This window comes from Brachybacterium sp. SYSU DS0246 (genome assembly GCF_059391765.1).
This window is the reverse complement of record NZ_JBZXYT010000014.1, coordinates 30,083-48,897: the sequence shown is the minus strand read 5'-3', so window position 1 is coordinate 48,897 and position 18,815 is coordinate 30,083. Positions and strand designations below refer to the sequence as shown.

General features: G+C 71.4%; 23 protein-coding genes. 6 read left to right on the top strand and 17 right to left on the bottom strand.

The features are described 5' to 3' along the window. Positions 1-2 precede the first annotated feature (2 nt). Positions 3-551, bottom strand: a complete 549-nt coding sequence (locus AC5020_RS08805) for a TetR/AcrR family transcriptional regulator (RefSeq protein ID WP_464988000.1) — start codon at positions 549-551, stop codon at positions 3-5. 89 nt (positions 552-640) lie between these two features. Here AC5020_RS08805 and AC5020_RS08800 point away from each other — a divergent pair, with 89 nt between their 5' ends. Further along, positions 641-1,798, top strand: a complete 1,158-nt coding sequence (locus AC5020_RS08800; protein WP_464987999.1) for an FAD-dependent oxidoreductase — start codon at positions 641-643, stop codon at positions 1,796-1,798. Between the two features lie 10 nt (positions 1,799-1,808). On the opposite strand, the gene AC5020_RS08795 is transcribed toward AC5020_RS08800, so the two are convergent. Further along, positions 1,809-2,600: an SDR family NAD(P)-dependent oxidoreductase gene (locus AC5020_RS08795; RefSeq protein WP_464987998.1), complete on the bottom strand. Its 792-nt coding sequence runs from the start codon at positions 2,598-2,600 to the stop codon at positions 1,809-1,811. 146 nt (positions 2,601-2,746) lie between these two features. Here AC5020_RS08795 and AC5020_RS08790 point away from each other — a divergent pair, with 146 nt between their 5' ends. Beyond that, on the top strand, positions 2,747-3,361 hold the full coding sequence (locus tag AC5020_RS08790) for a TetR/AcrR family transcriptional regulator (RefSeq protein WP_377018042.1): 615 nt from the start codon (positions 2,747-2,749) through the stop codon (positions 3,359-3,361). Positions 3,362-3,544: 183 nt separating this feature from the next. On the opposite strand, the gene AC5020_RS08785 is transcribed toward AC5020_RS08790, so the two are convergent. Continuing rightward, the gene (locus tag AC5020_RS08785; RefSeq protein ID WP_464987997.1) at positions 3,545-4,147 is read right to left on the bottom strand and encodes a TetR/AcrR family transcriptional regulator; all 603 of its coding nucleotides are present in this window, start codon (positions 4,145-4,147) and stop codon (positions 3,545-3,547) included. Between the two features lie 75 nt (positions 4,148-4,222). Between AC5020_RS08785 and AC5020_RS08780 the strand changes: the two genes are divergently transcribed. Continuing rightward, positions 4,223-5,053: an SDR family NAD(P)-dependent oxidoreductase gene (locus AC5020_RS08780; RefSeq protein ID WP_464987996.1), complete on the top strand. Its 831-nt coding sequence runs from the start codon at positions 4,223-4,225 to the stop codon at positions 5,051-5,053. On the opposite strand, the gene AC5020_RS08775 is transcribed toward AC5020_RS08780, so the two are convergent. Then, positions 5,041-6,543 (bottom strand): FAD-dependent oxidoreductase, encoded by a 1,503-nt coding sequence (locus tag AC5020_RS08775; protein WP_464987995.1) that lies wholly within the window; start codon positions 6,541-6,543, stop codon positions 5,041-5,043. The two genes, AC5020_RS08780 and AC5020_RS08775, sit on opposite strands and share 13 nt — an antisense overlap. Next, positions 6,540-8,648 (bottom strand): molybdopterin oxidoreductase family protein, encoded by a 2,109-nt coding sequence (locus tag AC5020_RS08770; protein WP_464987994.1) that lies wholly within the window; start codon positions 8,646-8,648, stop codon positions 6,540-6,542. The genes AC5020_RS08775 and AC5020_RS08770 overlap by 4 nt, the downstream gene beginning before the upstream one ends. 220 nt (positions 8,649-8,868) lie before the next feature. Here AC5020_RS08770 and AC5020_RS08765 point away from each other — a divergent pair, with 220 nt between their 5' ends. Beyond that, on the top strand, positions 8,869-10,488 hold the full coding sequence (locus tag AC5020_RS08765; RefSeq protein ID WP_377018035.1) for an inorganic phosphate transporter: 1,620 nt from the start codon (positions 8,869-8,871) through the stop codon (positions 10,486-10,488). 2 nt (positions 10,489-10,490) lie between these two features. Here AC5020_RS08765 and AC5020_RS08760 read toward each other — a convergent pair whose 3' ends face one another. From AC5020_RS08760 to AC5020_RS08720, 9 genes are all read right to left on the bottom strand, one after another. Further along, positions 10,491-11,267, bottom strand: coding sequence for a GvpL/GvpF family gas vesicle protein (locus AC5020_RS08760; RefSeq protein WP_464987993.1), 777 nt, complete (start codon positions 11,265-11,267; stop codon positions 10,491-10,493). After that, entirely contained in the window at positions 11,264-11,590 is a 327-nt protein-coding gene (locus AC5020_RS08755) for a gas vesicle protein K (RefSeq protein ID WP_377018033.1), read from the bottom strand. The genes AC5020_RS08760 and AC5020_RS08755 overlap by 4 nt, the downstream gene beginning before the upstream one ends. After that, positions 11,571-12,500 (bottom strand): gas vesicle protein, encoded by a 930-nt coding sequence (locus AC5020_RS08750; protein ID WP_464987992.1) that lies wholly within the window; start codon positions 12,498-12,500, stop codon positions 11,571-11,573. The genes AC5020_RS08755 and AC5020_RS08750 overlap by 20 nt, the downstream gene beginning before the upstream one ends. A gap of 10 nt (positions 12,501-12,510) precedes the next feature. Continuing rightward, the gene (locus AC5020_RS08745) at positions 12,511-12,939 is read right to left on the bottom strand and encodes a gas vesicle protein (RefSeq protein WP_377018031.1); all 429 of its coding nucleotides are present in this window, start codon (positions 12,937-12,939) and stop codon (positions 12,511-12,513) included. A gap of 30 nt (positions 12,940-12,969) precedes the next feature. Next, positions 12,970-13,308, bottom strand: a complete 339-nt coding sequence (locus tag AC5020_RS08740) for a gas vesicle protein GvpO (RefSeq protein WP_464987991.1) — start codon at positions 13,306-13,308, stop codon at positions 12,970-12,972. Beyond that, positions 13,305-13,559, bottom strand: coding sequence for a gas vesicle protein GvpG (locus AC5020_RS08735; protein ID WP_377018027.1), 255 nt, complete (start codon positions 13,557-13,559; stop codon positions 13,305-13,307). The genes AC5020_RS08740 and AC5020_RS08735 overlap by 4 nt, the downstream gene beginning before the upstream one ends. Before the next feature lie 5 nt (positions 13,560-13,564). Then, positions 13,565-14,308 (bottom strand): GvpL/GvpF family gas vesicle protein, encoded by a 744-nt coding sequence (locus AC5020_RS08730; protein WP_464987990.1) that lies wholly within the window; start codon positions 14,306-14,308, stop codon positions 13,565-13,567. Between the two features lie 14 nt (positions 14,309-14,322). After that, positions 14,323-14,736 (bottom strand): gas vesicle protein GvpJ, encoded by a 414-nt coding sequence (gene gvpJ / locus AC5020_RS08725; RefSeq protein WP_464987989.1) that lies wholly within the window; start codon positions 14,734-14,736, stop codon positions 14,323-14,325. A 75-nt stretch (positions 14,737-14,811) separates the two neighbouring features. Beyond that, positions 14,812-15,486 carry a TetR/AcrR family transcriptional regulator C-terminal domain-containing protein gene (locus tag AC5020_RS08720; RefSeq protein WP_464987988.1) on the bottom strand — a complete coding sequence of 225 codons (675 nt, stop codon included), beginning with the start codon at positions 15,484-15,486 and terminating at the stop codon, positions 14,812-14,814. Positions 15,487-15,597: 111 nt separating this feature from the next. Between AC5020_RS08720 and AC5020_RS08715 the strand changes: the two genes are divergently transcribed. After that, positions 15,598-16,575 carry an NAD(P)-dependent alcohol dehydrogenase gene (locus AC5020_RS08715; RefSeq protein WP_464987987.1) on the top strand — a complete coding sequence of 326 codons (978 nt, stop codon included), beginning with the start codon at positions 15,598-15,600 and terminating at the stop codon, positions 16,573-16,575. A gap of 106 nt (positions 16,576-16,681) precedes the next feature. Here the strand turns inward: AC5020_RS08715 and AC5020_RS08710 are convergent, their stop codons facing one another. Next, positions 16,682-17,047, bottom strand: coding sequence for a MerR family transcriptional regulator (locus AC5020_RS08710; RefSeq protein WP_464987986.1), 366 nt, complete (start codon positions 17,045-17,047; stop codon positions 16,682-16,684). 57 nt (positions 17,048-17,104) lie between these two features. On the opposite strand from AC5020_RS08710, the gene AC5020_RS08705 reads away from it, so the two are divergent. Further along, positions 17,105-17,830 (top strand): SDR family oxidoreductase, encoded by a 726-nt coding sequence (locus AC5020_RS08705; RefSeq protein ID WP_464987985.1) that lies wholly within the window; start codon positions 17,105-17,107, stop codon positions 17,828-17,830. Between the two features lie 10 nt (positions 17,831-17,840). On the opposite strand, the gene AC5020_RS08700 is transcribed toward AC5020_RS08705, so the two are convergent. Then, positions 17,841-18,113, bottom strand: coding sequence for a DUF1905 domain-containing protein (locus tag AC5020_RS08700; RefSeq protein ID WP_464987984.1), 273 nt, complete (start codon positions 18,111-18,113; stop codon positions 17,841-17,843). A 5-nt stretch (positions 18,114-18,118) separates the two neighbouring features. Further along, complete coding sequence (locus AC5020_RS08695) at positions 18,119-18,754, bottom strand: maleylpyruvate isomerase family mycothiol-dependent enzyme (protein ID WP_464987983.1); 636 nt, start codon at positions 18,752-18,754, stop codon at positions 18,119-18,121. Positions 18,755-18,815 lie beyond the last annotated feature (61 nt).

Sequence of the window (18,815 nt, the reverse complement as noted above, 5' to 3'; positions counted from 1 at the left end):
GCTTATGGCACCAGGTAGCGCTGGAGCGTGGGCCCGACGGCGTCGATGACCTGCCCTCGGTCCATCTCGACCACCGGGGGCAGCTGGAGGATGTAGCGGCACATCCCCAGCCCCAGCATCTGGGTGGCGACCAGCCCGGCGCGGTGGCGGGCGTCGGCCGGCTCGATCCCGAGCTGCTGGACGGCCCGCACCACCTGCTCGGCGAAGATCGCCCGGAGCCGGTCGGCGGCAGCGGGCGTGGTGGCGGCCGAGCGCAGCAGGATCATCAGCAGCTCGTCCTCCCCCTCCCAGCGGTCCAGGAAGTGCGCGGTGAGCACGGCGCCGATCTCGTCGGCGGGGACCTGAGAGAGGTCGGGCAGGCGCAGATCGAGGTCCACGGCGTCCGCGAAGAGGGCTTCCTTCGATCCGACGTGACGCATGACCAGGGCCGGGTCGATCCCGACGTCCTGTGCGAGCGCCCGGATCGTGGTGCCCTCGTACCCGTCGCGGGCGAAGCGCTCCCGGGCGGCGGCGCGGATCAGCTGCTTGGTCTCGGCGGCGGAGCGTCTCATGGCCCCATCCTAGGTCAACGCGTGTTGACATACCCGCCGGGCGGTGATCCACTGAGGTCAACACGCGTTGACCGACCGAAGGAACCGCCATGCTGCCCGCCACCACCCGAGTCCTCGTCGTCGGTGCCGGACCCGTAGGACTGGCCGCCGCCGTCGTGCTGCGCCACCACGGCCATGAGGTGACCGTCGTCGATTCCCAGGCCGAGGCCGCGAACACCTCCCGCGCCGCGGTGGTCCATCCTCGGACCCTGGAGCTGCTCAGCCCCTACGGGGTGGTCGAGGAGATGGTCGAGCGCGGTGTCCACACCCCTCGCTTCACCGTGCGCGACCGGGACGCGATCCTGGTGCCGGCGCCGTTCAGCAACCTCCCGACCGACTACCCGTACGCGCTGATGCTCTCCCAGGCGGACACCGAGGCCTACCTGCTCGCCCGGCTCCGCGAGCTCGGGGGCGAGGTGGTCCGGCCCGCCACCGTCGAACGGCTCGACCGGGAGGCCGACGGGGTCATCGCGACGTTCGAGGACGGACGGCAGGTGCGAGCCGAGTACGTCGTCGGCGCCGACGGGATGCACAGCACGGTGCGCGAGCAGTCCGGCATCAGCTTCACCGGAGATACGGTCTCGCAGCCCTTCAGCCTCGCCGACGTGCGGCTCAGCTCCGGCGTGCCCGGCCGGGACGCCATCCTGTACTTCTCCCCGGCCGGGACGCTCGTGTTCGTCCCGCTGCCCGACGGGCTGCACCGCGTGGTGGCCACCGTTCCCGAGGCGCCCGAGCATCCCGACGTCCCCTTCGTCCAGCGCCTGCTCGATACTCGCGGCCCGAAGCGGCGGCCCGCGGTCGTCGAGGAGGTCATCTGGGGCTCCCGCTTCCGCGTGCACGAGCGACTGGCCGATTCCTTCCGCGCCGGGCGGATCCTGCTCGCCGGCGATGCCGCCCACGTCCACTCCCCCGCCGGCGGCCAGGGCATGAACCTCGGTCTCGATGACGCCGTCCATCTCGGCCGGGCCCTCGCGCAGGTGCTCGACGGTGCCTCGGACGCGGTGCTCGAGACCTACTCCGACGTCCAGCTGCCCAAGGCCCGCCACGTCATCCGTCTCGCCGGGCGGCTCACGTCGCTGGCCACCGTGCCCGGCGCGGCGCGTCCGGTGCGCAACATCGCGCTGTCCCTGGCGGGCCGGATGCCGGCCCTCCAGCGAACCCTGGCGCGGCAGCTCGCCGGGCTGGATCGGCCCGACCGTGCCCCCTGAACAGGCACCCTCACGCCGGCATCTTCAGTGATCCGCCGTGCACGGCCCAGTTCGAGCCGACCGCGCTGGGCATGGTCGGCGACGAGAGCAGGATGATGGTCCGGGCGATCTCATCGGGTTCGATCAGCTTGCCCGTGACCATCCCGTTCTGCGCCGGGAACTGCTCGAGGAGCTCTTCGTGCGTGACCCCCATCTCGGCCGCCAGCTTGGCCACCAGGCTGTCCGCTCCGGTCAGCAGCGGCGTGCGGGTCGCCGACGGAGTGACGACATTGATCCGGACCCCGGACGGCGCCACTCGTTCCGCCAGTCCACGGGAGAACGTGATGAGCGCGGCTTTGGCGGCCGGGTACGGCGCGGGGACGCTCCCCGGAAGCAGCACCGAGTCCGAGCCGATGTTCACGATCGCCCCGCGGGTCGCCGCAAGTGCCGGCAGCGCCGCACGGATCGTGCGCACCGCCGAGTAGAGGGTGAGCGAGAAGGTCGCGTCCCAGATGCCGTCGTCCCCGCCGAAGGGATCGCCCAGCACCCCATCCGGTACGTCACCTCCTCCGGCGGCGTTGACCAGGACGTCGAGTCGCGGATCGGCCGAGAGCACCGCGTCGACCATCCGTCCGGGGCCCTCCGAGGTCGCCAGGTCGGCCGCGACAAAGGCAGCCCCCGAGGCCTCCAGCTCAGGCGTGCTGCGACGAGCGACCGCGGTGACCGAGGCCCCTTCAGTGAGGAAGGCGCGCACGGTCGCCAGACCGATTCCCTTGCTCGCTCCGGTGACCAGTACGCGCTTGCCTGCGAGGTCGAGATCCATGGTGTCTCCGATGTCCGACTGAATGAGGTACGAGTAGTGAAACCCCGGGATCGAAGTTATGTCAATAGCTGAGGCATAGCTGTCTCAGTTGCAGGCTGAACACGGTAGGCTTCGGCGCAGTACGATGCCCTCATGGAGCGCAGCCGATGAACGACGCCGATCGGACTCGACCGTTGCGTGCAGATGCGCGGGAGAGCATCGCCCGCATCCTCGATGCCGCGCAGGAGGTCTACGCCGGCGACCCCAACGCGTCCCTGGACCGTGTCGCGCAGGTCGCCGGGGTCGCTCGCGCCACCGTGCACCGTCACTTCAGTTCGCGCCAGGTGCTGCTCGACGCGCTGGTGCGGGACCAGAACCGGCGCTACCGGGAGGCTCTCGAGCAGGCCCGCGTCACCACCGTGCCGCCCCTGGTCGCGTTCTATCGCGTGGTCGAGCGGATCTTCGAGCTCAAGCTGGCCCGTCCGTTCGTCCTCTCCATCACTCCGGGACCGGAAGAGCCCGGTTCACCGGCATCGGATCCCGAGATCGCGCAGAGCCTGGATCTGCTGCTCAGGCGCCTGCACACCGCGGGAGACATCACCGTCGATGACACCGCGTGGGGCCGGCGGGTGTGCTTGGCACTTCTGCACGAAGCCCACGAGCTCCCGGCCGGCTCCCCCGCCCTCTCGGCACCGGGCAGCACCGCGCCGGACGATGTGGGGGCACGGGTGGACCTGGTCGTCAGGTCCGTCATCGGCGCGCTCGGCGGGGACAGCAGATAGTCCAGGGCCGGCGCCTGGGCATGGCTGCACGCCGCCCTGCGTGATCGCGCCCATCATGCCGCGCCCGAGTCCCGCCGCCCCTGCTCACGGCCGGCCTGCTCATGGCGCAGCGCCCGGGACGACGCGACAGCAGCGCGACCTACGCGAGATCAGTGTTGAGCGCGCGCTGCCCCGACACGGCGGTCAGCTTCGGACGGCGGCTACGGCGTCGTCGTAGAGGCGCTCGAGGGAGACCGCGCCGTTCTGCTGGATCCAGTGCTCCCCCGCGACATCGAGGCAGGTGAGCGAGGCGACCACGATGGCGGCCGCGGCGAGCTCGGGCTCGATGGCCGAATCCGGATCCGCCGCCCGGACGCGCTCGGCCATGATCGGGACCAGCAGCTCCTGCCAGCTGAGCTGCTTCTCCAGGTGGCGTGCCCGCAGGGACGGGGTGTCGTACAGGATCCGGCCGAACTCCAGTTCCATCTCGTCACTGACTCGCATCGACGCCTGCAGCTCGAGCAGGGCCGCCTTCATCGCATCCCACGGCGACTCCTCCGCCGGGCGCTCGGCGAGCGCGGCCGCCATGATCGCTCCCCGATCGGCCAGCTCACCGACGACGACGTCCTCCTTGCTGGCGAAGTACCGGAAGAACGACCGACGGGAGATGCCTGTCTGCGCCGCGATCTGGTCGACCGTCGTGGCCTCGAAACCCTGCTGGACGAACAGCCCTGTCGCTGCCTGGGCGATCTGCCGGCGAACCTCCCGCCGGGTGCGGTCGCGAAGGCTCTCCGGGGAATCGGTCATCCGGCGATGATATCGACCAGCAGACCTCTGCGCCACTTCTGGCACTCAGTGCCATACGTGACGTATGGTGGCGTCATGACGAACCTCGACTTCTCTTCACAGACCACCCTCATCACCGGCGCCAGCTCGGGTATCGGCCGTGCCGTGGCTCGGGAGCTTGCCGCCCGTGGCTCCGACCTCGTTCTGGTGGCGCGCCGGATCGACCGGCTCGACGCCCTCGCCCATGAGCTGCGGAACGCTCACGACATCCGCGTCGAGACCGTCCCGGCCGACCTCTCCGTGCGTCGTCCCGGCCCGGCGATCCGCGACGAGCTGGCGCGGCGCGGAGTGGGCGTCACCAGCCTCGTCAACAATGCCGGTTTCGGCAGCGACGGAGCGTTCGAGGACGAGGACCCCGAACGACTGGCCGACGAGATCGCCGTGAACATCGCCGCCGTGGTCGACCTGTGCCACACCTTCCTCCCCGACCTGCGCGCGGCGGGTCACGGCATGCTGATAAACGTCACCAGCGAAGCGGGGTACCAGCCGATCCCGGGCATGGCCACCTACGCCGCGACGAAGAACTTCGGGATCGCGCTGACCGAGGCCCTGTGGTGGGAGCTGCGCGGCAGCGGTATCCGCACCGTGGCCTTCGCCCCCGGCCTGACCGCCACCGAATTCTTCGACCGGATCGGCGGCGAGCAGTACAGCGGGAACCGGAAGACCCCGGAGCAGGTGGCGACGGCCATGCTGCGCGCCGTCGAGAGACCCGTCCCCGGCCCGACCGCCGAGGCGAACCGGTCGACGGGTCCGGTCGCGTGGGTCGCGGGACTGCTGCCGCGGCGGGCGCGGCTCGCCCTGGTCGCGCGGGTCGCGGGCGCCGATCGGCTCATGCAGGCTCGCCGGCCCGTCGCTCAGGCCGGCTGATGCTCCGCGGCGGCCGAGGGGTCGAGGATCGCCGGCACCTGACCGTCGTCCGTCGCGATGAGCTCCTCGAGCTGGGAGCGGCAGGTGCCGCAGCCGGTGCCGGCGCGGGTGGCCTTGGAGACGGCCGCCGGGGTGGCGCATCCGGAGCGGATGGCCCCGCAGATCGTGCCCTTGGTGACCCCGTTGCACTGGCAGATCACGTCGGCGTCGTCCATCTCCTGCGGCCGGCGCACGGGAGCCGCCGCCTGGGACGCCAGTGGCCTGGCGAGCAGATGCACCGGGTCGCGCGGGACCGGCGTGCGGCGGGTGAAGGCCGCGCTGAGCGAGGCCGCCGCCTCGTCATCCCCGATCACGGTGGCGGCGATCAGCCGGCCTTCCTGCACCACCACCTCGGTGTAGCGGCCGCCGGAGGGGTCGCTCAGGCGTACTGACCGCGGCGCATGTGCTTCCGGCTCGGGCCGATCTATGCGGCCCATCGCCACCAGCGCGAAGCCGACGGCTTTGACGCGCACCAGCTCGCGCCCGCGCAGCGAGTCCGTCGCGGCGGCCGGTGCGACCGGCGCGTCCGCGCTGCGCGGTGTCCAGGACTCGACGAGCCGGCGGGCATGCTCCCAGCCCTGCGCGACCAGGCCGCTCGCCCCTTCCGGCGGCTGGGCGCAGTCCCCGATGGCGAACACGGCTGGATCCAGCGTGGTCGCGAGATCATGGCCGACGACGATGCCGCGATCGCACTCGAGCCCCGCCTCGGAGGCCAGCGCCACGTGCGGGACGGTGCCGGCGCACAGCACCATCAGCTGCGCCGGGTGCGAGCTGCCGTCGGAGAGCTCCACGCTCGCCACCCGGCCCCTCTCGAGGGTGGCGCGAGCAGCGGTGACGCCGGTGACGACGTCGATGCCGAGCCGCTCCAGGGAGGTGCGGGCGATCTCGGAGGCATCCGGGTCCAGCTGCCGCTCCATCAGCCGGTCGCGGTGGTGGACCAGCGTGACGCGCAGTCCCCGGGCGGCGAGGCCGGTGGCGACCTCGAGGCCGAGCACGCCGGCTCCCAGGACAAGAGCCCGTTCGGCGCGCCCCGCGGTCTCGAGGATCCGTCGGGCGTCGTCGAGGTCCTTCAGGGCGCTGATGCCGCCGGCGAGCCCGTCGGCGGCGCGCAGGCCGGCCACGTCGGGGATCCGCGGGGCGGAGCCGGTGGCGAGCACGAGCCGGTCGTAGGTGTGCAGCTCGCCGCGGGCGTCGGTCACCTCGCGCCGGGCGCGGTCGATGCTGACGGCGCGCACCCCGCGCAGCACCCGCAGGCGGTCGCTCGACTCGGTCTCCAGCGCGAGGGATCCGGCATCCGTCTTCCCCGCGACCAGGGAGGAGAGCATCACGCGGTTGTACGGCTGGTGGTCCTCCTGGCCCAGCACGGTGACCTGGGCCGACGGGTCGGCGCGCACGATGTCGGCGGCGAACCGGGAGCCGACCATGCCGTGTCCGATCACGACGATCCTCATGCGGGACTCCTCTCCTGGGGGGTGATCTCGACGGCGGTCATCTTGAATCCGGGCATCCCGGAGAACGGGTCGGTGGCGTCGCTCGTCAGCAGGTTGGCGCTGCCCGGCCCGGAGTAGTGGAAGGGCATGAACACGGTGTCGGGGCGGATGGCCTCGGTGATCCGTGCGGGCGCGGTGGTCTCCCCGCGACGCGTGCGCAGGTGGACGCCGTCGCCCTCCTCGATGCCGAGCCGGTCCGCGAGCAGGGGGTGCATCTCGACGAACGACTCCGGCCGGGCCGCCAGCAGCGACGGCACCCGGCGGGTCTGCGCCCCGGACTGGTACTGCTCGAGCAGGCGCCCGGTGGTCAGGTGGATCGGGGCGTCGGTGCGCACGTCGTCGTGCGAGAGGTGGTGCTCCACGGGGATCAGGCGTGCACGGCCGTCGGGCGTGGGGAAGCCGTCGAGGAAGACCCGCGGAGTGCCGGGATGATCCGGAGCCGGGCACGGCCACTGGATGCTGCCCTCGCGGTCGAGGCGCTCATGGCTGAGACCGGCGTAGTCGGCGCGGCCGCCGGCGGAGGCGAGGGCCAGCTCGTCGAACATGGCCGAGGCGTCCGTCGGGAAACCCTCGGGGTGGCCGAGACGGGCGGCGAGCTCGTGGAAGATCCACAGCTCGCTGCGGGCCTCACCGGGTGCCGGCCGGGCGCGGCGGCGACGGATCACGCGACCCTCGAGGTTGGTCATGGTGCCCTCCTCCTCGGCCCATTGGGCGACGGGGAGGATCACGTCGGCGCACTCGGCGGTCTCCGAGGGCACGGTGTCCAGCACCACGAGGAGATCGAGCGAGGCCAGACGCTCCCGCACCGCCGCCGAGTTGGGGGCGGAGACGACGACGTTGGCGCCGCTGACGATCAGGGCGCTGGGGCCGTCCGGGGTGCCGAGCATGCTGAGCAGCTCGACGGCGGGCACGCCGGGGCCGGGCAGGGAATCGGGGTCGATGCCCCAGACACCGGCGACGTGCTCGCGGGCGGCGGGGTCGGCGATCTGGCGGTAGCCGGGCAGCTGGTCGGACTTCAGTCCGTGCTCGCGACCGCCCTGGCCGTTGCCCTGGCCGGTGATGGGCCCGTACCCCGAACCGGGCCGGCCGATCAGTCCCAGCAGCAGGGCCAGGTCGATGGCGGCGGTGACCGTCGCGGTGCCCTGCGTGGACTGCTCCACGCCGCGGCCGGTGAGGATGTAGGCGCCACCTCCGCCACGGGACGGGGACGCCGCGGCGAGAGAGCGCGCGACGCCGCGGATCTGATCGGCGCCGATCCCGCACACGGCTTCGGCGCGCTCGGGCCACCACAGGCCCGCGGCGGCGCGCAGATCCTCGAGCCCGCTGGTGCGCTCGGCGACGTATTCCCCGTCGACCAGTCCCTCGGCGAGGACCACGTGGATCAGGGCCAGGATCACCACCAGGTCGGTGCCTGGCACAGGGGCGAGGTGGGTGCCGGCCCCGTCGGACGTCAGCGCCGCGGTGGCCGAGGCGCGCGGGTCGAGCACGACGAGCCCGCCCCGTTCCCGCACTCCGGCCAGATGCTGGACGAACGGGGGCATGGTCGCGGCGACGTTCGAGCCCAGCAGCAGCACCGCGTCCGCGCCGCCGAGATCGGCGAGCGGGAACCCGAGACCGCGGTCCAGCCCGAGAGAGCGGTTCGAGGCGGTCGCGGCGGCGGACATGCAGAAGCGGCCGTTGTAGTCGATGAAGCGCGAGCCCAGCACGACCCGCGTGAACTTGCCCAGCGCGTAGGCCTTCTCATTGGTCAGGCCCCCACCGCCGAACACCGCGACCGCGTCCGCGCCGCGGCGGGCCTGCTGCTCGCGGATGCCGGAGGCGACGACGTCGAGGGCCTCGTCCCAGCTCGCGTCGCGGAATTGCCCGTCGGCCGTACGCAGCCGGGGCGTCGTGATCCGGTCCGGGGCGGTGAGGACCTCCGCCGAGGTCCAGCCCTTGCGGCACAGGCCGCCGCGGTTGGTGGGGAAGTCGCGGCCGTCCACCTCCAGCGGCTCCCCATCGGTGGCGGTGAGCGTCTGGGCGCACTGCAGGGCACAGTACGGGCAGTGCGTCGCAGTGCTGGACATATACCCGAGACTGGGCCGGGGCGAGGATCCGATCAGTATTCGGCCACCGCCCGGGACGCGCTGTCACGGTTCGGTAACTGTCGCGCTGACCGCTGTACGCCTCGAGCTTCCCGGAGTTCGGCGGTCCGTCCTCAGGTGTCCACTGAGAGGTCACCTGGATTCTCCCCGCGCGGCGCACCCTGTGGGCGGACAGTCCTCTCATCCCTCGGGAGCTCCTCACATGTCTCAGGACACCGCCCCGCCCCGCGCAGACATCCCCACCGAGAAGGCCGGGTTCCTCGGCCCGGACCGCTGGTGGCATGTCAGCTTCGGCCTGCTGATGGCCATCGCACTGATCGGCTTCACCCTGTGGTCCTTCGACTACATCGGGGACGAGGCGAACCGCACGATCCTGATCACCACGATCATCTTCGGGCTGTTTATGGCCTTCAACATCGGCGGCAACGACGTCGCCAACTCCTTCGGCACCTCCGTCGGCGCCGGCACCCTGAGCATGAAGCAGGCCCTCATGGTCGCGGCGATCTTCGAGGTCAGCGGCGCCGTGCTCGCCGGCGGCGAGGTGACCGACACGGTCCGCAGCGGCATCGTGGACCTCGGCGCCGTGGACCTCGCCCCCATGGACTTCGTGTTCATCATGATGTCCGCCCTGCTGGGCGCGGCCGTCTGGCTGCTGATCGCCACCCGCATGGGCTGGCCGGTCTCGACCACCCACTCGATCATCGGCGGCATCGTCGGGGCCGCCCTGACCCTCGGCGTCGTCACCGGTGCGGGCGGCGCGGAGATGATCCAGTGGGGCCAGATCGGCCAGATCGCCTTCTCCTGGGTGCTCTCCCCCGTCCTCGGCGGAGCCGTCGCCTGGTTCCTGTTCGGCCGGATCAAGCAGCACATCCTGGTCTACAACGAGGAGGCCGACGCCAAGCTGCGCGAGTTCAAGCAGAAGCGGGCCGAGCTGCGCCGCGAGCACCGCAGGGACTTCGAGCGGCTCGACGAGCTCCAGCAGATCTCCTACACCAACGCGATGACCCGCGACGCCGTGACGGTCACCCAGCACGATGTCGATCCCGAGGAGCTCGAATCGGACTACTTCCGCCGCCTCCACGAGATCGAGTCCGATCGGGACGCGGTGGACACCCATCGGGCGCTGGAGACCTGGGTGCCGCTGCTGGCGGCGTTCGGCTCCATCGTCATCTCCTCGATGCTGCTGTTCAAGGGGCTGAAGAATCTCCACCTGGAGATCAGCTCGGTGGGGAACTTCCTGATCATGGGCATGATCGGGGCCGCCGTGTGGATGGCTGTGTTCATCTTCGCCAAGACCCTGAAGGACCAGACGCTCTCGCGCTCGACGTTCCTCATGTTCAGCTGGATGCAGGTCTTCACCGCCGCCGCGTTCGCCTTCAGCCACGGCTCCAACGACATCGCCAACGCCATCGGCCCGTTCGCCGCGGTGATCGACGTGCTGCGCAACCAATCCATCGACGCGGAGGCCGCCGTGCCGCTGCCGGCCATGGTCACCTGCGGTGTCGCGCTGATGGCGGGGCTGTGGTTCATCGGCCGACGGGTGATCCGCACCGTCGGCACGAACCTCACCACGATGCATCCGGCCTCGGGCTTCGCCGCCGAGCTCTCCGCCGCGGGCGTGGTCATGGCGGCCTCGGTGCTGGGCCTGCCCGTCTCCAGCACGCACATCCTCATCGGCGCCGTGCTCGGCGTCGGCATCGTCAACCGGGCCGCGAACTGGAAGCTGATGCGGCCCATCGCACTGGCCTGGGTGATCACCCTGCCGTGCGCCGGACTCATCGGCGCCATCAGTGTCGTGACACTGCGAGCGATCTTCGGCTGAGGCTACTGCGGCGCGCCGACGTCCGCGAAGGAGTACGGGGGCCAGGGGCCCAGGAAGCGGATGCGGGCGGCGGGAAGGGAGTCGTCGATCTCGGCGAGCTCCGCGCCCAGGGCCCGGGTCGCATCGGCCCGGACCAGGCAGGCGGCAGTGATCACCGGCACCAGAGAGGCCTCGCGGACCGGCGCGCGGTACTCCTCGATCTCGAGGCAGTGGGCGGCGATCCGCGAGCGCCACGAGGGATACAGCTCGTCGGCCGCCGCATCCGTGCGCTCCTTCGAGGTCTTCTCGAGCTTCTTCTCCATCAGCCGGCGCACCCCGGCGGGACGATCGGCCAACTCCTCCAGCTGACGCGCGATCTCCGGGTCTGCCTGCGTGTGCTCCTCACGGTCCAGGGAGATCTCGATGCGCAGCTCGGCGGTCCCGTCGAGCTCGCCGAGCCGGCGCGCCAGGCCGTCCCCGGTGGACTCCAGCCAGGCCCGCAGCTGATCGGCGGCCGAGGCGCCCGTCTCGTCGTCCGGCCGCACGATCACGTTGAAGGACACGGGCAGTACCGCGCCGGCCCCGTTCCAGGCGTCCTCGACCACGTCGCTGTGCTCGAGGATCCAGCGCTTGACCTCGTCGTCGGGCCCCTCGTACGGCGGCGCGTCATGAGCGTGGACGACGGCGGCGACGCCGGCAGCCTCGGAGGTGACGACGTCCAGCTCCTTGCCGTCGATGCCGCGGACGCGTGGGCGGAACGGGCCGGCCGGAACGACCGCATAGACGTACAGCTCGCTCATCCAGTGGTGTCCTTCCGCTGCTCCTCGGCCCAGCGGGCGGGATTGATCAGTTTGTCGACCACCTCGTCGACGACGTCGTCGAGTCCGTGGTGGAGGTCGGTGACGGAGTCGGTGATGCCGTGCTCGGCCTTGATCTGCTCCATGGCCTCATCGAGCTCGAGCAGCGCCTCGCCCAGCCGGTCCTGCTCCTCCTCGGTGAGATCGCCGCCCTCCATCCGGCGCACGGCCTGGGTCTCCAGCGCCTCCTGGATCACCTCGACCAGCGTGACCACCAGGGTGAGCACGCCGTGCTTGAGGCTCGCCTCATCGACTTCCAGTGCCATGGGAGACCTCCTTCCGCTCCTGGAGCTGCTGCTGCCATTGTGCGATGTCCGGGGCCGAGAGGCGGATCGTGCCGTCGGCGGTGGTGAGCTCGAGGATCGTCGCGTCGGCCGTGGGGTCGGGCACGTCCGTGAGCTCCGCCGCGGTGATCTCGGCCGGCTGGATCCGCACCGGTGCCCGCATGTCCAGCGGCGATCTCCACACCAGGCCCTCGTCGGCGCTGAGCACCGCCCGGCCGGTGCGCCAGATCCCCCCGTCGGCCCGCGGTTCGAGGTACCACATGGGCCCCTCGCGCAGAGGGCCGACGTCGACGGGCTCGTCGTCGCCTGTCAGCCCGGTCTGCTCGCGGACGAGTGAGATGAGGCGGTCGGGCTCGACGGCGGAGAGCTTGGACTCGGTCCCGTCCTCGAGCGTGACCAGGATCCGGGTGCGCTGCTCGCCGCCGACGGAGTCCTCGCGAATCGGGCGTATCGCGGTGATCGCTGCCAGCGGCGCCTGCCAGAGGGTCTCGGCGGGATCGCGGCGCTGGATGATCAGGCGCCGGTCGGTGAGGTAGGCGCTGCCGGGGCGCCAGGTGCGGTGGAAGCCCTCCTGGTAGTGGCCGCCGGCCATCTTGGCGATCAGGTCCTCCCCGTCGGCCAGCGGCAGGTGGCGGGCCATCGAGGCGCGCACCCAGGCGCGGGTCTGCTCGTCCCACTGGCGCATCATGCCGTACTCCAGCATGGTCTCGATGCCGGCGATGGTCGCGCGCAGGTTCACCCCGATCAGCGGGATCTCCGCCACCGAGATGATGAGGTCCAGGTCCAGGTGGACGCCCTTGTTCAGCAGGACCTCGATGAGATCCGGCAGGGTCGCGCGGGGGTCGCGCGTGGGTTCCAGGGCGCGCTGGGATCCCTCGGAGGGCTCGGCCACGACGGCGGCCTCAGTCGTCCCGGGTCCCCGCGTCGGCCTGCGCCGCGGAGTCCAGCTCCCGGGTCTCCCCCGCCTCGAGGCTCTTCGACTTCGCGCTCTGCCAGCCGCACCAGGGGCAGAACTCGTTCATCAGCTGCTTGAGCTCGGCGCGCTTGCCGCACTGCGGGCAGGTGTCCTTCTGCTCGATGGCCTCGCGCCAGGCGACGGTGTCGCGGTCCGTGCCGGCGGGGAAGTCCAGGCCGTAGCGGGCTGCGGTCTCGAACGAGGCCAGGGCCGCGCGGATCCGGATGCCCAGCAGCTCGACGCCGGCGACGGAGACCATGATGTCGGCGTTGAGGACGAGCCCCTTGTCCAGCAGGGTCTCGACGACGTGCAGGAGGGTCCCCTCGCGGTCGCGCTGGGGCTCCATCGCGCGGCCGGACTGGTTGACCATGCTCATCACTGACTCCTGACTGTCGGGACCCGGGACTCAGTCCGAGGGGCGGCCGCGGACGTATCGGTCCTTCCGATCATAGGAGAGCAGGTCGCCTCCGCCGTCGAGATCGACCTCGTACTCGGCCAGCAGATCGGCGCTGTCCGGGACGCGGCGGGACTCGACCACCTCGAGGCGCACCTTCCAGCGGTCCTCGTGCCAGCGGACGCCGACGACGGACTCGGGGGCCCGGCCGGTCAGAGTGCTGAACTGGTCGAGGGCCTTCTTGACGGCGTCGACGGCGGAGACGCGGCGGCTCTGCTGCTCGCCCTGGCCCTGGCTCTGCTGCTCGTCGTCCTCGCCGTGGCCCTGCTGCTGGTTCTCGTCGTCGTTCATGGTGTCTCCTTCGCGCGGGCTCGGCGGGTCGATTCCATCAGCCGGGCGACCAGTTCGCGTTCGAGCCGGTCGGCCTCGTCCTCGTCGATGCTGCCGGCCTGGCGGGCGTCGGCGACCTCCTCGAGGGCGCGGCGGATCGCGGCGGGATCGTAGTACTGGCGCTCGGCTTCCTCGAGCACCTGCTCGGCGACCCAGACGGTGCCCCGCATCGGCAGCAGCGGTGCGCCCAGGAGGGCGGAGAACAGTCCCATGCTCCCTACACCTCCGGCACGAAGTCGTACGGGGCCTGCGGCCCCACCAGTCGGAAGCGCAGGCGTTCGTGGTGCTCGCGGGCGAGGTCCTCGATCGCGGCCTCGAACGGCTCGAGCTCCGCCCGGGGCACCAGCACCGCGGCCTCGACCACGTCGTCCGCCCCGCCCGTGCTGCGCACGGAGACGTCGGCGGTGACCTCGCGGAGCCGGGCCAGGACCATGTCGGATTCCGCCGGCTGCCAGCTCTCCAGGGTGCGCACGATGATCTCGCCCAGCCGGATCCGCTGCGGACGGGTCTCGTCCTCGCTGGTCCCGGCGATCGCCTCGCGCAGGCGGGCCGCCTCGTCGTTGCCGGTGACGATCTCGCGCAGTGCCTGGTCGCGGTCGAACCGCACGGCGAGCGTGTACTGGGTGTGTCCCTCGAGGTGCTCCAGCGCCTGGACGTAGACGTCCTCGCGGGGTGCGAGCACGTCGGCCTCGACGTCGGCGTCACCCTCCAGCACGGTCGCGAAGGCCATCGGCAGCACCGGACGCGTCCGGCCGATGGCATCGAGCACGCGCGTGTGCGCCATCAGGTCGTCGGGGGTGCCCAGTGCCTCGGTCGGCTCCAGCTCGCCCACCACTGCGGCGGTGCGGCCGGAGCCGACCGTGCGCACGGGCTTGCCCTGCACGCCCTGGAGGTCGCCCGGGACCTCGTAGTCCGACGGCACGACGCCGTACAGGTACAGGTCAGAGGTCTCGGTGGTCATGGCAGGGGTCGATGTCACTCGGACTCCGAGGCCTGCTTCTGCTTGTTCTGCTCGGCGCTCTGCTCATCGCCGTCCGAATCGCCCTTGCCGGGCATGACGGCGTCCTTCAGGCCCTGGACCGCGCCCTTGGTCTTGCCCTGGGCGCCGTCCTCGACCATGCCGCCCATCATGTCGGGCAGATCGCGCCCGCCCTGCTGGGTGAGGTCGAGCCGGTTGGTGGCCTCGGCGAAGCGGAGGTACGTGTCGACGCTGGCGATGACGACGCGGAGGTCGACCGTCAGGATCTCGATCCCGACCAGCGAGACGCGGACGTAGGCGTCGATGACCAGGCCCTTGTCCAGGATGATCTCGACGACGTCGGCCAGCGAACTGGACGACGGACGATCGACGTAGCTTCCTCGTGATCTCTCGACTGTGCTCGTGCTCATCGCGCTCCCTGCTTTCTGGGGCTGAGACTGCGTCGTGTGACTGTGCGCTCAATCTCCCCGCTCGGGGGACCGACGTCAAGAGGTGGGAACGTCCGGCCGGTCGGGGGCGAGGGAATCCAGCAGCATCGTCAGGCCGTGCTCGAACTCGGCGCCGAAGTCGTAGCCCTGCTGCAGCGCATGGGTCCGGGCGAACTCGGTGAAGAAGGGGTAGCGGCGGGCCGTCTCCTCGTCCAGGAGGGCTTCCGCGACGGCTTCGAGCTCATCGGGGATGGAGAACGGCAGGCTCACCTCCTGCAGCACGAACCCGTAGATATAGGCGTCCAGTGCGGCGACGGCGTGCGCGGTGGCCGGGACGGAGAAGCCGTGGGTGCGCAGGGAGCGCAGGGTCGCCTCGTGGTATTCGAGCGTGGCCGGGCCCGGCCGGCTGCGGGAGTCGAGCAGGCCGACGGCCCAGTGGTGGCGCGCGAGCACGGCGCGCGCGGAGCAGGCTCGCTGCTCCATCGCGGCCCGCCAGCCGGCCGCGGGATCGGGCGGGGAGATCTCGGAGAAGACGGCATCGACCATGTGGTCGAGCAGGGCCTCGCGGCCCGGGATGTGGTTGTACAGCGACATCGCCTGCACGCCCAGGCGGCCGGCGACCGCGCGCATGGAGACGCCCGCGATGCCGTCGGCGTCGGCCAGCTCGAGCGCCGCCGCGACGATGCGCTCCGGTGTGAGCGCTGCGCGCTGCGTCGACCGCCGCGAGTCCATCCGTCGTCCGCCCCCTCGTCCGTTCCCTCGGCCGCAGACCGCCCTTGACGTCCGCGCGAAGCCAGCCTACGTTGACTTACAGCGTAAGGCTTACGGCGTAAGGGGAATGTTATGCGCGCACTCGTCCAGGAGCGCTTCGGAGGGCCGGAGACGCTGCCGCTGCGGGAGCGGCCGATGCCGCAGCCGGGGCCGGGAGAGGTCGTGGTGGAGGTGGCGGCCGCGGGGCTCGATGCCGGCGTGGTCCATCTCCTCGAGGGCCGGCCGGCCATGGTGCGGCTCTCGCGCCCCGGGCGGGAGGGCCGTGTGCTGGGCAGCGATCTCGCCGGGCGCGTCCACGCACTCGGACAAAACGTCGAGGGATTCGCGGTCGGTGACGAAGTGTTCGGCCTGGCCTGCAGCGGTGACGGATCCCTGGCCGAGTTCGCGCGGGCCCGGGCCGACCGGCTCCACCGGCGCCCGGACACGCTGGGCGCCGAGGAGGCCGCGGCCCTGCCCGTCTCCGGCTGCGCGGCGCTGCATGCAGTGCGCGACGCGGCTCAGGTGCGGCCCGGTCAGCGGGTGCTCGTGCTCGGCGCCGCGGGCGGCGTGGGGCATCTCGCCGCTCAGATCGCACGGGCCGACGGCGCGGCGGTGACCGGGGCCTGCAGCACCGGGAAGGTCGAGCTGGTGCGCGAGCTGGACATCGCGGAGGTCATCGACCACACCCGGGAGGACCCGCTGGAGCGCGGCCCATTCGACGCCATCATCGACACCGGCGGCCACCGCCCGCTGCGGCGCCTGCGCTCGGCACTGACGCCGACGGGCACGCTGGTCATCGTCGGTTCTGAGCCCGAACGGGCCGTGGCCGGCGGGCTGGGCCGCTCCGCGCTGGCGGCGCTGCTGAACCCTGTCTCCCGGCAGCGCCTGGTCATGCTGGTCTCCCACGAATCCCGGGAGGACCTCGCCGCCCTGCTCGACCTGGTGGAGGGCAGCCGGCTGCGGCCGACGGTCAGCGCGCGCTATCCGCTCGAGCGCGGCGCCGAGGCCCTCGCGAGCCTGGGCCGGGGGCGAGGCACGGGGAAGGTCGTGGTCACGATGAGCGAGCCGTGATCCCCTCGGCGATCGCGACCCCGATGTAGGTCCCGCTGAAGGCGACGAAGCTGATCACGATGGCGATGGCCCCGCCCAGCAGGGCCGAGTGAGGTCACGGGCGGGCTCACGGATGGCCGTCGGTCACCGTGATGACGTCGTCGAGCCGGCGCAGGGTGTCCTGCAGCTCCTCGGCCCTGGCCCGGACCCGCTCACGCACGGCGCGGAGCATGCTGCGCTGCTCCGCGTCGGCGTGACCGGCCTCCTTGCACGGCATCAGCTGGGCGACGTCCCGGCTGGTCAGGCCCGCGGTGAACATCTCCTGGATGAACCGGACCCGCTCCACGACATCGGCGGTGTACAGACGCTGGCCCGACGGGCTGCGCTCGGCGCTGACCAGGCCCTGCTGCTCGTAGTAGCGCACCGAGCGCACGGAGACGCCGGCGCGCTGCGCCACCTCACCGATCCGCATCATTCCTTCTGTGGTGGTCATGGTGTGCTCCAGATCGCGTTGCCTCTAACATTGGTGTCAGCTCTTAGCGTTCCTCACATGGACATCAACAATTCAGTCGCACTCGTCACCGGCGCCAATCGAGGGCTCGGACGCGCCTTCGTCAGCGGGCTCCTCGACCGCGGGGCGCGCACCGTCTACGCCACCTCTCGCACGCCTCACTCCGTGGACCTGCCCGGGGTTCGCACGCTCACCCTGGACATCACCGATCCCGGCTCGGTCCGGGCGGCGGCGGAGATCGCCACCGACGTCGACCTGCTCATCAACAATGCCGGCGTGCAGGCGGGGACCTCTCTGGTGGACGGCTCCCTCGACGCACTGCAGGGCGAGATGGAGACCAACTTCCTCGGGCACCTGCGGATGATCAGGGCTTTCGCCCCGACTCTCGCCTCCCACGGCGGTGGCGCCGTGGTCAACATCCTCTCCGCCCTGAGCTGGTTCGCCACCCCCGGCGCCACGTCGTACCACCTGACCAAGGCGGCCGCGTGGGCGATGACCAACGGGTTACGCCTCGAGCTGGAGCCGCAGGGCACTCTGGTGACGGGCGTGCACCTGGGGCTGGCCGACACGGACATGACGGCCGGCTTCGATGCGCCCAAGCTCGCCCCGGCGGAGCTCGTGGCGGCAACCCTCGACGGGGTCGAGGCGGGGGCGGCCGAGGTGCTCGCCGACGACTGGTCCCGCGGGATCAAGTCCCGGCTGCACCAGCCCCCGGAGGAGTTCTACGAGACGTTGGCGCGCAACCTGGCGGCCATGGGCGCCTGATCGGTTGCGTTCATCGCAGCAGCGTCAGCTCGACCCGGTCGCCGACGTCCACCCCGTGCTGACGGCAGAAAGGCGCGCGGATCGGGAGCATGTGGACGCCTCCGCCGATGGGGAGCAGGGTGGCCTCGTAGGGGTGGCCGTTCACGCGCGCTGCGATGCGGATGGCCTTCCCGGTGCCCAGCAGAGCAGCGGAATCCGGCACCTGCACACTGGGCCATCCGCTGTTGCCTTCGGCCACGATCTCGAGGGTGAAGGTAGCCAGGGGCGTGTCGTCGTCCGTCATCAGGATCAGACCTCTCGTGTCAGCCGAGATGCGCCCGGCCCGGTGAGCAGTTCGGGGTCGACGCGGCGCCCGGAGACGGCCACCAGCAGGTCCACCGCTGCTCCGGTCACCTCGGGCCCGTCGCCCCAGGAGACGCCGCTGTCGGCGTCGATCAGCCGCACCCCGTCGGCCCGCTCCCGCCCGCCTCCAAAGGAAGTCGGTGTACGGAGCTGGTAGGCCATGGCCTCGTGCACCCCGGCGCGGGGGTAGTTCCCCGTGATGCCCAGAGTGCGGCGGATGTCCTCTCCGTGGACGATCGCTTCGACCAGACGCGTCGCCCGGTGCGCGGGTGGGATCCGCTCGAGGTGGCTCGCCGCGCGGAATGCCGCCAAGGTCTGCTCCGGCTGGTCGTGCCTGCTGCGGCGCACGCCGTTCTCGTTGGCGCGGTCGAAGTCACCCTTGGCCCGGACCATGCTCGCGGCGAAGCCGAGCTTCCCGGTGCGCGCCGTGTCGAGCAGGTGTGCCAGGACGTCGTGCACGCTCCATCCGCGGCAGAGGGACGGCGTCTGCCACTGCGGCCTCTCGAGCTCGGAGAGATCCTCCCCCAACCGGTCGCGCTCGGCATGCACCAGCGTCCACACCTCGGCCTTGGTCAGTGACATGTCCCCGCCCGCCCCTCGCTGTCGCCATCGTGATGGGCACTACAGTATGTGTAGTGCCCAC

Coding starts and splice junctions, on each gene's coding strand:
- AC5020_RS08745 (WP_377018031.1), bottom strand. CDS start 12,939: ATGAGCATGGTCAACCAGTCCGGCCGCGCGATGGAGCCCCAGCGCGAC.
- AC5020_RS08740 (WP_464987991.1), bottom strand. CDS start 13,308: ATGAACGACGACGAGAACCAGCAGCAGGGCCACGGCGAGGACGACGAG.
- AC5020_RS08700 (WP_464987984.1), bottom strand. CDS start 18,113: ATGACGGACGACGACACGCCCCTGGCTACCTTCACCCTCGAGATCGTG.
- AC5020_RS08790 (WP_377018042.1), top strand. CDS start 2,747: ATGAACGACGCCGATCGGACTCGACCGTTGCGTGCAGATGCGCGGGAG.
- AC5020_RS08775 (WP_464987995.1), bottom strand. CDS start 6,543: ATGAGGATCGTCGTGATCGGACACGGCATGGTCGGCTCCCGGTTCGCC.
- AC5020_RS08715 (WP_464987987.1), top strand. CDS start 15,598: ATGCGCGCACTCGTCCAGGAGCGCTTCGGAGGGCCGGAGACGCTGCCG.
- AC5020_RS08730 (WP_464987990.1), bottom strand. CDS start 14,308: ATGACCACCGAGACCTCTGACCTGTACCTGTACGGCGTCGTGCCGTCG.
- AC5020_RS08720 (WP_464987988.1), bottom strand. CDS start 15,486: ATGGACTCGCGGCGGTCGACGCAGCGCGCAGCGCTCACACCGGAGCGC.
- AC5020_RS08765 (WP_377018035.1), top strand. CDS start 8,869: ATGTCTCAGGACACCGCCCCGCCCCGCGCAGACATCCCCACCGAGAAG.
- AC5020_RS08795 (WP_464987998.1), bottom strand. CDS start 2,600: ATGGATCTCGACCTCGCAGGCAAGCGCGTACTGGTCACCGGAGCGAGC.
- gvpJ (WP_464987989.1), bottom strand. CDS start 14,736: ATGAGCACGAGCACAGTCGAGAGATCACGAGGAAGCTACGTCGATCGT.
- AC5020_RS08755 (WP_377018033.1), bottom strand. CDS start 11,590: ATGGCACTGGAAGTCGATGAGGCGAGCCTCAAGCACGGCGTGCTCACC.
- AC5020_RS08735 (WP_377018027.1), bottom strand. CDS start 13,559: ATGGGACTGTTCTCCGCCCTCCTGGGCGCACCGCTGCTGCCGATGCGG.
- AC5020_RS08695 (WP_464987983.1), bottom strand. CDS start 18,754: ATGTCACTGACCAAGGCCGAGGTGTGGACGCTGGTGCATGCCGAGCGC.
- AC5020_RS08760 (WP_464987993.1), bottom strand. CDS start 11,267: ATGAGCGAGCTGTACGTCTATGCGGTCGTTCCGGCCGGCCCGTTCCGC.
- AC5020_RS08785 (WP_464987997.1), bottom strand. CDS start 4,147: ATGACCGATTCCCCGGAGAGCCTTCGCGACCGCACCCGGCGGGAGGTT.
- AC5020_RS08780 (WP_464987996.1), top strand. CDS start 4,223: ATGACGAACCTCGACTTCTCTTCACAGACCACCCTCATCACCGGCGCC.
- AC5020_RS08770 (WP_464987994.1), bottom strand. CDS start 8,648: ATGTCCAGCACTGCGACGCACTGCCCGTACTGTGCCCTGCAGTGCGCC.
- AC5020_RS08705 (WP_464987985.1), top strand. CDS start 17,105: ATGGACATCAACAATTCAGTCGCACTCGTCACCGGCGCCAATCGAGGG.
- AC5020_RS08805 (WP_464988000.1), bottom strand. CDS start 551: ATGAGACGCTCCGCCGCCGAGACCAAGCAGCTGATCCGCGCCGCCGCC.
- AC5020_RS08800 (WP_464987999.1), top strand. CDS start 641: ATGCTGCCCGCCACCACCCGAGTCCTCGTCGTCGGTGCCGGACCCGTA.
- AC5020_RS08710 (WP_464987986.1), bottom strand. CDS start 17,047: ATGACCACCACAGAAGGAATGATGCGGATCGGTGAGGTGGCGCAGCGC.